Source organism: Pseudomonas sp. P7779 (assembly GCF_013386315.1).
Taxonomy (GTDB): Bacteria; Pseudomonadota; Gammaproteobacteria; order Pseudomonadales; family Pseudomonadaceae; genus Aquipseudomonas.
Genome location: NZ_JACARZ010000124.1, coordinates 1 through 11,212, shown reverse-complemented (window position 1 = coordinate 11,212; position 11,212 = coordinate 1). Strand labels below are relative to the sequence as shown.

At 63.4% G+C, this 11,212-nt stretch carries 8 protein-coding genes; 7 read left to right on the top strand and 1 reads right to left on the bottom strand.

Annotated features, from left to right (window positions below; all coding sequences use genetic code 11):
- Window positions 1–539 precede the first annotated feature (539 nt).
- From kdpF to HX869_RS28525, 6 genes are all read left to right on the top strand, one after another.
- Window positions 540–638: a K(+)-transporting ATPase subunit F gene (gene kdpF / locus HX869_RS31920; protein WP_003219423.1), complete on the top strand. Its 99-nt coding sequence runs from the start codon at window positions 540–542 to the stop codon at window positions 636–638.
- A gap of 108 nt (window positions 639–746) precedes the next feature.
- Window positions 747–2,453 (top strand): potassium-transporting ATPase subunit KdpA, encoded by a 1,707-nt coding sequence (gene kdpA / locus HX869_RS28545; protein WP_178904016.1) that lies wholly within the window; start codon window positions 747–749, stop codon window positions 2,451–2,453.
- A gap of 10 nt (window positions 2,454–2,463) precedes the next feature.
- Window positions 2,464–3,123: a K(+)-transporting ATPase subunit C gene (gene kdpC / locus HX869_RS28540; RefSeq protein ID WP_178904015.1), complete on the top strand. Its 660-nt coding sequence runs from the start codon at window positions 2,464–2,466 to the stop codon at window positions 3,121–3,123.
- An 11-nt stretch (window positions 3,124–3,134) separates the two neighbouring features.
- Window positions 3,135–5,207 carry a potassium-transporting ATPase subunit KdpB gene (gene kdpB / locus HX869_RS28535; protein ID WP_178904014.1) on the top strand — a complete coding sequence of 691 codons (2,073 nt, stop codon included), beginning with the start codon at window positions 3,135–3,137 and terminating at the stop codon, window positions 5,205–5,207.
- A gap of 129 nt (window positions 5,208–5,336) precedes the next feature.
- On the top strand, window positions 5,337–7,988 hold the full coding sequence (locus HX869_RS28530) for a sensor histidine kinase KdpD (protein ID WP_178904013.1): 2,652 nt from the start codon (window positions 5,337–5,339) through the stop codon (window positions 7,986–7,988).
- Complete coding sequence (locus HX869_RS28525; RefSeq protein WP_003219430.1) at window positions 7,985–8,677, top strand: response regulator; 693 nt, start codon at window positions 7,985–7,987, stop codon at window positions 8,675–8,677. Before HX869_RS28530 ends, HX869_RS28525 begins: the two co-directional genes overlap by 4 nt.
- On the opposite strand, the gene HX869_RS28520 is transcribed toward HX869_RS28525, so the two are convergent.
- Window positions 8,637–9,560 carry a LysR family transcriptional regulator gene (locus tag HX869_RS28520; RefSeq protein ID WP_008430364.1) on the bottom strand — a complete coding sequence of 308 codons (924 nt, stop codon included), beginning with the start codon at window positions 9,558–9,560 and terminating at the stop codon, window positions 8,637–8,639. The genes HX869_RS28525 and HX869_RS28520 overlap by 41 nt on opposite strands.
- Window positions 9,561–9,665: 105 nt before the next feature.
- Here HX869_RS28520 and HX869_RS28515 point away from each other — a divergent pair, with 105 nt between their 5' ends.
- Window positions 9,666–11,180: an MFS transporter gene (locus HX869_RS28515; protein WP_178904012.1), complete on the top strand. Its 1,515-nt coding sequence runs from the start codon at window positions 9,666–9,668 to the stop codon at window positions 11,178–11,180.
- Window positions 11,181–11,212: the final 32 nt, after the last annotated feature.

Below are 11,212 nucleotides of genomic sequence, written 5' to 3'. Positions count from 1 at the left end.
AGCAAGTCCATGGTTACTTTGCCGCTTTTGCAAAGTGACTCGCTGTAAGAGCGAAACCATAAGTAGCCGTTACCTAAAAAACGGATATACACACAACAGCCACGTAAAGATTCCGTATAGATTCAACCCCAGCCGTAACGTTTAAGTCGTCTCTATTGAGCAACTAATCCCCCCTCCACTACTGTGACCTCCACCCCAATAACCCCCGCAGGAAGTCATCGTGGAAAGTTCAACGTTAGGCATGATCGTCCTCTCAATGATCGCCCTGTTCGGCGCCGCCGCGTTTTGCTTCGAACAACTCGCCACCCGCGAATCAAAGAAAAAGAAAGCCAAATAAGCTGATCATCAAAAGCAGCAAAACCCCAGTGCTTCAAGGGATACCCCGCCCCCGGGTTATCCCTTTTTTCCGTTCGCCCACCCCACCCTCCTCTATACACCGTCTTAATGCCCAAACCCGCAATCAGTGCCCGAACTTGATACCCAACCTCTTAACCTCCCCGCGTCCGCAATCGCGGCTTATTAATCAGGGGAGTTCCACCGTGCTCACACTCAAGTTCATCTATATCGCCAGCGGCCTATGCGCCGTCGGGCTGTTCGCTTATCTGGGCTACGCCCTCATTCGCGCCGAAAAGTTCTAGGGAGCCCCACCATGTACGACATGATTTTTGTAGGCCTCTCCCTGGTGTTTTTCGCCGCGACAACCATGGCCATTGTCGCCATGGGCAAGATTTGAACGGAGCCTCGACATGCTAAGCACTTTGCTGGAATTTGCGCTGGTCCTGGTGTTGATGACCGGGCTCGCCGTGCTGATGGGCAAGTGGCTGACCCGGGTGTTTACCGGAACCCGCCACGCCCTGCCGGAACGTTATACCTATCGCCTGCTGGGCATCGACCCGCTGGAAACCATGAGCTGGGCCCGCTACGGTTCGGCCCTGTTGCTGTCGAACGCCGCGATGATGCTGCTCGGCTATCTCATCCTGCGGTTACAGGCCGTCATGCCGATCAACCCACTCGGGCTGGCCGCGCAAACCCCGGACCTGGCGTTCAATACCGCCGCTTCCTTTATCACCAACACCAACTGGCAGGCGTACTCGGGCGAAACCAGCCTGTCGAACTTCAGCCAGATGGCAGTAATCACCTTCCTGATGTTCGTCGGCGCCACCTCGGGCGTGGTCGCCGCAGCCGGTTTTATCCGTGGACTGAGTCGCTCAAGCTCGGCGGATATCGGCAACTTCTGGGTCGACTTCACCCGCACCCTGTACCGCGTGATGCTGCCACTGTGCGTGGGCATGGCCCTGGTGTATGTGTGGCAAGGCATGCCGCAGACCTTTTCCTCCCAAGCCCTGGCCACCACCCTGGAAGGCGCGCAGCAACAACTGATTGTCGGCGCCGTGGCGAGCTTTGAATCGATCAAGCATATCGGCACCAACGGCGGCGGTTTCTTCAGCATGAACGCCGCGCACCCGTTCGAAAACCCGACCCCGCTGACCAACGCCCTGCACATCCTCAGCATGTTGCTGATCCCGTCGGCGCTGACCTACACCTTCGGCAGCATGCTGCTCCAACGCCGTCAGGGCTGGGTGTTTTTCGGCACCTTCCTGGTGATGTTCTTAGGCTTTCTCGCGCTGGTGTACGGCGCCGAGCAAAACGGCAACCCGCTGCTGACCCAGGCCGGTGCCAACCAGACGCTGTCCATCGAGCAAAGCGGCGGCAATATGGAAGGCAAGGAACTGCGTTTCGGCATTGCCGACAGCAGCCTGTTTATCGCCACCACCACCGCGGCCACCACCGGTTCGGTCAACGCGATGCATGACTCATTGACTCCCATGGGCGGCTTCGTGCCCCTGGCGCAGATGATGCTCAACTGCGTGTTCGGCGGCGACGGCGTGGGCTTTATCAACCTGATCCAGTACGCGCTGCTGACGGTGTTCCTGGTGGGCATGATGATCGGCCGCAGCCCGGAATTCCTCGGCAAGAAGATCGAGGCCCGAGAGATGAAACTGGTGATGCTCTCGGTGCTCGCGCACCCCATCAGCATCCTCGGTTTCACCGCCCTCGCCTCCCTGTGGCCCGACACCATGGCCAGCCTGAATAACCTCGGCCCCCACGGTTTCAGCGAGGTGCTCTACGCCTACACCTCGGGCACCGCCAACAACGGTTCGGCGTTCGCCGGGCTGAACGCCAACACGCCTTTCTTCAACACCACGATTGGCCTGGCGATGCTGGTCGGGCGCTTCTTCACCATGCTGCCGATGCTCGCCGTGGCCGGTTCCCTGGCGATGAAAAAGACCGTGCCTGCCGGCGCCGGCACCATCCCCACCGCAACCCCGCTGTTCATGGTGCTGGTGGTGTTTGTGGTGCTGGTGGTGGGCGGCCTGACTTTCCTGCCGGCGCTCGCGCTCGGCCCGCTGGTGGAGCAACTGCAGTTGCTGTCCGGCCAGACGTACAACTAAGGACACGTTGATGACGACTCAATCGATATTCAAAGGGCTGTTGCGCCCGGTGCTGGTTTCGGCGGTGTTTTTCATGGCGCTGACCGGCCTCGCCTACCCGATCTTCACCACCTTTGCCGCGCAGTTGCTGTTCCCGTTCCAGGCCCAGGGCTCGCTGATTGAACGCGACGGATTGGTGATCGGCTCGGCGTTGATCGGCCAGGACTTTACCAGGCCCGGCTACTTCCACGGCCGCCCGAGCATGACCCTCGGTACCGACCCGCAAGACCCGAGCAAAAGTGTCTCCCAGCCGTACAACGCCGGTTCCAGCGGCGCCAGCAACCTGGGCCCTACCAGCCAGAAACTGGTGGACCAGGTCGCAGCCCGGGTTAAAGCCTACCGCCAGGACAACGGCCTCGCCGCCGACGCCCAGGTGCCGGTGGATGCGGTCACCGCTTCCGCCTCCGGCCTGGACCCGCATATCTCCGTGGCCAACGCACGCATCCAGCTGGCCCGGGTCGCCCGCCTGCGACAGATCCCCGAAGCCGAACTGCTGCAACTGGTGAACGAAAACACCGCGGAACGCACCCTGGGTTTGCTCGGCGAACCACGGGTCAATGTGCTGCAACTCAACCTCGCGCTGGACGCCCGTCTGCCTCTGCGCCAGCCCCCCATTGCGGCCAGTGAGTAAGAGATTCCCCCATGATCAAGAATGCTCGTTTACCTCTGTTTGATCGCGCCATCGTGCTCACCGCCTGCGGGGATGCGTTCAAGAAACTGCTGCCCCAGGCGCAGTGGAAAAACCCGGTGATGTTCGTGGTGTACCTGGGCAGCCTCCTCACCACGCTGCTGTGGTTCCAGTCCCTCGGCGGTCAGGGTGAAGCCCCCAGCGGGTTTATCCTCAGCATCAGCTTGTGGCTGTGGTTCACCGTGCTGTTCGCCAACTTCGCCGAGGCCCTGGCCGAGGGTCGCAGCCGCGCCCAGGCGGCCAGCCTGCGGGGGATGAAACGCCAGACCCTGGCCAAGCTGCTGCAGCAACCCAAGCACGGCGCGGCGTGGCTGCCGACCGAAGCGACGCTGTTGCGCAAGGACCAGGTGGTGCTGATCGAAGCCGGCGACCTGGTGCCGCTCGATGGCGTAGTGATCGAAGGCGTGGCCTCGGTGGACGAAAGCGCAATCACCGGCGAATCGGCACCGGTGATTCGCGAGGCCGGCGGCGACTTTTCCTCGGTCACCGGCGGCACGCGGGTGCTGTCGGACTGGCTGGTGGTGCGCATCAGCGTCAACCCGGGCGAGTCGTTCCTCGACCGCATGATCTCGATGGTCGAATCCGCCAAGCGTCAGAAAACGCCCAACGAAGTCGCCCTGACGATTTTGCTGGTGGGCCTGACCCTGTTGTTCCTGCTGGTGATCGCCACGCTGAGCCCGTACTCGATCTTTGCCGTGGCCATGAGTGGCAGTGGCAACGTGATCAGCGCCACGGTGCTGGTGGCGTTGCTGGTGTGCCTGATTCCCACCACCATCGGCGGCCTGCTCTCGGCCATCGGCGTGGCGGGCATGAGCCGCATGATGTCGGCCAATGTGATCGCCACTTCCGGCCGCGCCGTTGAGGCGGCGGGTGACATCGACGTGTTGCTGTTGGACAAGACCGGCACCATCACGTTGGGCAATCGCCAGGCCAGCAGTTTCCTGCCGGCACCGGGGGTCAAGGAAGCTGAACTGGCCGACGCGGCGCAACTGGCGTCCCTGGCCGACGAAACCCCGGAAGGCCGCAGCATCGTGGTGCTGGCCAAGCAGAAGTTCGACATCCGCGCGCGGGACATCAACGCCCTCGGCGCAAGCTTTGTGCACTTCACCGCACAGACCCGCATGAGCGGCGTCGACCTGCCCGAAGGCCGCGGTATTCGCAAGGGTGCAGCGGATGCGATTCGCAGTCATATCGAAGCACTCGGCGGGAGCTTTCCGGCTGCATTGCAGGCCAAGGTCGACGAAGTATCGCGACGCGGCAGCACTCCGCTGGTGGTCTCGGACGGGGCCAAAGCACTCGGCGTGGTGGAGCTCAAGGACGTGGTCAAGGGCGGCATCAAGGAGCGCTTCGCCGAACTGCGGCGCATGGGCATCAAGACCGTGATGATCACCGGCGACAACCGCCTGACCGCCGCCGCGATTGCGGTGGAAGCCGGCGTGGATGACTTCCTCGCCGAGGCGCGCCCGGAAGACAAGCTGCAGCTGATCCGCGACTACCAGGCCCAGGGCAAGCTCGTGGCCATGACCGGCGACGGCACCAACGACGCCCCGGCACTGGCCCAGGCCGACGTGGCGGTGGCGATGAACAGCGGCACCCAGGCAGCGAAAGAGGCCGGCAACATGGTCGACCTCGACAGCAACCCGACCAAGCTGATCGAAGTGGTCGAGGTGGGCAAGCAGATGCTGATGACCCGTGGCGCACTCACCACCTTCAGCGTGGCGAATGACGTGGCGAAATATTTCGCGATCATCCCGGCGGCGTTTGTCGCGACCTATCCGCAACTCGGTGCGTTGAACGTGATGCACCTGAGCAGTCCCAACTCGGCGATCCTCAGTGCGGTGATTTTCAACGCGTTGATCATCGTGGCGCTGATTCCGTTGGCCCTGCGCGGCGTGACGTACCGGGCGATTGGCGCGGCGGCATTGCTCAATCGCAACCTGCTGATCTATGGCCTGGGCGGGGTGCTGGTGCCGTTTGCCGGGATCAAGCTGATTGACCTGGTGCTGACCGGGCTGGGTCTCGTGTAGCACCGCAAACCCAATGTGGGAGCGGGCTTGCTTGCGAATACGGAGTGTCAGCCAACTCGACTGTCACTGACACACCGCTTTCGCGAGCAAGCCCGCTCCCACCATTGAACCGCATTGACCAGGAATGACATGCCCGCATTAAACGAAGAACGCCCCGACCCCGACGCCCTTCTCGCCCGGGTCCAGCAGGAAGAACAGGCCGCCTTGCGCGGCAAACTGCGTATCTACTTCGGCTCCAACGCCGGGGTGGGCAAGACCTGCGCCATGCTTGACGCGGCGCAACGGGAAGTCAGCCTGGGCCGCGACGTACTCGCCGGTGTGGTGGAAACCCACGGCCGCCAGGAAACCGCCAAGCTGCTCAACGGCCTCGAACAACTGCCCCGCGCCCACCGCCTGCATCACGATTTCACCCTCACCGAATTCGACCTCGACGCGGCCCTGCAACGCCATCCCGCCGTGCTGCTGGTGGATGAACTGGCCCACAGCAACGTGCCCGGCTCGCGCCACCCGAAACGCTGGCAAGACGTGGAAGAACTGCTCAGCGCCGGCATCGATGTGTGGACCACCCTCAACGTCCAGCACCTGGAAAGCCTTAACGATCTGGTGAGTGGGATCATTGGCATTCGCGTGCGGGAAACCGTACCGGACCACGTGTTCGACAATGCCCACGAAGTGGTCGTCGTGGACCTGCCGCCGGATGATCTGCTGCAACGCTTGAAGGACGGCAAGGTGTACCTGGGCCCTCAGGCCGAACGTGCGTCGCGGCACTTTTTCCGCAAGGGCAACCTGCTCGCCCTGCGGGAACTGGCCCTGCGCCGCACGGCCGACCGGGTCGACACGCAGATGCGCGTGTACCGTCGCGAACAGTCGATCAAGACCCTGTGGCCCGCCCGCGAGCGATTGCTGGTAGGCGTGGCCGGTGACGCCGGTGATGAACGCCTGGTGCGAGAAGCCGCGCGCCTGGCGCAAAAGCTCGAGGCGGACTGGATCGTGGTGCACGTCGCCGCAGCCCAGGGCCGCGGCGCCAAGCGTTATCTCACGGCGATGAAAACCCTGGCGCTGGCCAGCGAATTCGGCGCCGACACCGCGACATTGCCGGGCATGGACGTCGCCGAAGCACTGGCCGCCTGTGCCCGGGAACACAACGCCAACCGCCTGGTGCTCGGCCATCACCCGCGCCGGGCATGGCGGTTCTGGCACCAGTCGGTGGGCGACCGGATCAGCCGGCACCATCCGCAGATCGACCAGATCGTGATCGCCCATGGCATGTTGCCAGGCACTGTTCCTGCCATTGAAAAACCTACACCAGCGCCCGGCAGAACCCTGGCCTACCTCTGGTCCACACTCGCCTGTTTCACCGCCAGCGCCATCGCCGCGCTGCTGCTGCAAGTGTTCGACCTGGCCAACGTGGTGATGCTGTTCCTGCTCACGGTGGTGCTGGTGGCCCTGCGGTTTGGACGCGGCCCCGGCGTATGGGCAGCGATGCTCGCGGTGCTGTGTTTCGACTTCTTTTTCGTCCAGCCGCGCTACTCGTTTACCGTCAACGACACCCAGTATTTCTTCACCTTCGCGCTGATGCTCGGCATCGCCCTGATCACCGGGCAACTCACCGCCCGCCTGCGCCACGAAGCGCGCACCGCCGCCGCTCGAGAACGCCGCGCAACCTCACTGGCGCGCCTGGCCCGGGACCTGTCGGCCGCGTTGACCGTGGAGCAGATCAGCGAAGTGGCGCTGCGCACTTTCAGCGGCGTGTTCGAGGCGCGGGTCGGCCTGGCCTTGCCGGACGCCGCGGACGGCGTGCACAGCGTGGGCGCGGGCGGGCTGCCGATCGACGACAGCATCGCCCAATGGACCTACGACCACGGCCAGTCCGCCGGCCAGGGCACCGACACCTTGTCCGCCGCCAAGGGCTGCTACCTGCCGCTCAAGGCGCCGATGCGCGTGCGCGGTGTGCTGGTGCTGGAACTGGCGCAAAGCGAACGCCTCAACGAGCCCGAAGAGCGCCGCCTGCTGGAAGCCTGCATGAGCCAATTGGCGATTGCCCTGGAGCGCGTGCACTTCGTCGAAGTGGCGCAAAGCACGATGGTGCAGATGGAAGGCGAGAAAATGCGCAACACCTTGCTCGCGGCGATTTCCCACGACCTGCGCACCCCCTTGACCACCCTGATCGGCGCCGCCGACACCGCCCTGCCCCATGCGCCGCCGGGGCCGCTGACCGCGTTGCTGCACGGTATTCATGAGCAGGCGACTTCGATGCAACGCTTGATCGAAAACTTGCTGGACATGGCCCGCATGCAGGAGCGCGGTGTGCGACTCAACCGGCAATGGCATTTGCTGGAAGAGATCGTCGGCAGCGCCCTGCGCCAGTTGCGTGAACCACTGGCCCGGCATGTGGTGAACACGACGCTTGACCCGCAATTACCGCTGGTGGAAGTCGACGCGCTGCTGATCGAACGGGTGCTGGTCAACCTGCTGGACAACGCCGCCAAATACACCCCGCCTGGCACGGTCATCACCGTTACCGCCCGTTCCGTTTCCGACAGCATCCTGCTGGAAGTCAGCGACACCGGCCCGGGCAGCGCGCCGGCCAATCTGTTCGAACCGTTTGCCCGTGGCCAGCAGGAATCCTCGGTCGCCGGAATCGGCCTGGGCCTGGCCCTGGCCAAGCGCATCGTCGAAGCCCACGGCGGGCGTATCGAAGCCAGACCCGGCAGCGAGCGCGGCATGCATTTCGTCATCACTTTACCGGCGGGTACTCCGCCCCCAATGGACGCCCTATGAGCACTGCACGCATTCTGATTGTTGAAGACGAGGCCAACATCCGCCGTTTTGTCGGCATCGCCCTGCAGGATGAGGGCTTCCAGGTGTTCGAGGCCGACAGCGTCAAACGCGCGTTGATCCACGCTTCCAGCCGTCAGCCGGACCTGGTGATCGTCGACCTGGGCCTGCCGGACGGCGACGGCAAACAGCTGATCAGCGAGCTGCGGGGATGGCTGGCGGTGCCGATCCTGGTGTTGTCGGCGCGGGATCGCGAAGAGGAAAAAGTCGCCGCCCTGGATGCCGGCGCCGATGACTACCTGACCAAACCCTTCGGCGTACCCGAGTTGCTCGCGCGCATCCGTGCGCAACTGCGTCGTCATGGGCAGACCGGCACCGTGGCGGCCACCAGCAAGGTGGCGTTTGGTGATATCGAGGTGGACCTGGCGACCCATGAAGTGTGGCGCCAAGGCCTGCCGGTGCACCTGACGCCCATCGAATACCGCCTGCTGTGCGCGATGATTCGCGGGCAGAGCCGGGTGCTGACCCATCGGCAGTTATTGCTCGAGGTGTGGGGCCTGGATTACGTGGACCGCGCCCACTACCTGCGGGTGCACATGGCGCACCTGCGGCAGAAGCTGGAGGCGGACCCGGCCCAGCCGCAGTACTTCATCACCGAGTTGCAGGTGGGCTACCGACTGGTGGGTTTGTGAACAGGTGCGCGGCGGCGAAATCGACAAACACGCGGATCTTCGGCGAGAGATGCCGGCTGGATGGCCACAGCGCCCAGAACTGGCCCTGGTCATCGGAATGGCCGTCGAGCACGGTTTCCAGCTGGCCCTGGGCGAGGGCTTCGCGGGCCAGGAAGTCTGGCACGTAGGCAATCCCATGGCCGTCCATCGCGGCCCGGAGCATGGCCTCCATGTTGTTCAGGGTCAGCGCGGTGGGCAGGCGCAATTGGGTGATGGCCGGGTTGGCGGACAAGGTCCAGTCCATGATTTTGCCGGTGGTGGCGAAGCGGTAACGCAAGCACGGGTGATGCTCCAGTTCGCTCAGGGATTCTGGCCGGCCGTTGGCTCGTAGGTATTGGGGCGATGCACACAGCACAAACCTGAACGGCCCCAGCTTGCGGGCCATCAGGGTCGAATCCGCCAGGCCACCGCTGCGGATGACCACGTCGAAGCCCTCCTCGATCACGTCCACCAGATGGTCGTTGAAATCCAGCTCCAGCTCGATCTCGGGGTAGGCTTTGCGGAACGCCCTCATGTGCGGAAAGAGAAAGCGATAACCGATGGTGGGCAGGCTGACCCGCAGTTTGCCCCGGGGTGCCTGCATCGCATGGGAAAGCATGGCGCGGGCGTCTTGCAGGTCGTCGAGAATTTTCCGACTGCGCTCGTAGAACAATTGGCCTTCGGCGGTGAGGCTGACCTTGCGCGTACTGCGGTGCAACAGCCGCACATTCAGTGACGCCTCAAGCTTGGCGACATTCTTGCCCACCGCCGAAGCGGAAATCCCCATCGCCCGGGCCGCGCCGGTGAAGCTCAGGGCCTCTGCCGTTTTCACGAAGGCGATCACGCCGCTCAAGTTATCGGTCACGTCATTGCATCCATCCAGTCCGTTATGAACGGAATGTAAGCCCGTTTATCCGTGATTGCATCCTGATTAGAGTCTTTTAATCTTCAAACTCGCGGGAATGCCCCTATGAACACGACAACCGAATCTGCGCCCGCCCATGGCCGATATTCCATCCTGGCGGCCATTTGCCTGGCCGCCCTGGTATTGCCCATGAGCTTTACCGGCGGCGCCGTCGCCACGCCCTTTATCGGCCAGGCATTTGCCGCCCAGCCCAGCCAGCTGGCGTGGATCACCAACGCATTCATGCTGAGTTTCGGCAGCCTGTTGATGGCCGCCGGCACCCTAGCCGACCTGTATGGGAGAAAGCGTCTTTTCTTGTGGGGCATGGCGCTGTTTACCGTGGTCTCCTTGCTGCTGGCAGTGGCACCGGGGATTTTCTGGCTGGATGTGTTGCGTGGCGTGCAGGGCGTCGCGGCGGCTACGGCATTGGCCAGTGGCTGTGCGGCGCTGGCCCAGGAGTTTGACGGCCATGCCCGCACCCGCGCCTTCAGCTTGCTGGGCACCACATTCGGTGCAGGCCTGGCGTTTGGGCCATTGCTGTCGGGGGTGCTGATCGAGCACTGGGGCTGGCGCTCGATTTTTCTCGGCACTGCATTATTGGCCGGTATTTCGCTGCTGTTTGCCGCGCCCAAAATGCGTGAAAGCCGCGACCCGCAAGCGCTGCGGCTGGACACCGCTGGTGTACTGACGTTTTCCGCGATGCTGGTGGCCCTGACCACGGCGGTGATCCTCGCGCCGGAGCACGGCTGGACGTCGCCGCTGGTTGATGCCCTGCTGATCGCGGCGGCGGTGTTTTTGCTGGTGTTTATCCTCGTCGAAAACCGCTCCAGCCAACCGATGCTGGAGCTGCGGCTGTTTCGCTTCCCGCGTTTTATTGGCGTGCAGCTCCTGCCGATCGGTACCTGTTACTGCTACATCGTGCTGATCGTGTTGCTGCCCCTGCGGTTTATCGGTGTGGAAGGCACCAGCGCGCTGGACGCGGGTTTGATGATGCTCGCGTTATCGGCACCGATGCTGGTGGTGCCGATGATCGCCGCATCGCTGACCCGCTGGCTCTCAGCAGGACTGTTGTGTGCCATTGGCTTGCTGATCGCGGCGGTGGGCCTGTGGGGATTAAGCCTGGCCAACCAGCCTGCGCAGACCATCGCCGCAATGCTGGTCATCGGGATCGGCACCGGGCTGCCGTGGGGTTTGATGGATGGTTTGGCGATCAGCGTGGTGCCCAAGGAGCGCGCGGGAATGGCGGCGGGGATTTTCAACACCACCCGCGTGGCCAGTGAAGGCGTGGCGCTGGCGATCACGATGGCAGTATTGGGCGCATTGGTGGCACATCACCTGAAGGGTCTCGCAGGGGCCGACGTGTCAGTGATTGCCCAAGGCCTGGTCATGGGCAACGTGCAACTGGCCTCGGCCGCCCTTCCGCCGGAAGCACTGCGCAGCGCCTACATCGCGGGGTTCAACACATTGCTGCAACTGCTCGCGGGATTCACCGTGCTGACGGCGTTGGTGGTCCTGGCCTTCATGGGGCGAAACAGCATTGCACCCGTGCAAACCGAACCGGGCATTCAGTCGTTGAGCTGAATCCCAGGCACAAAAAAGCCCGCTCAATGAGC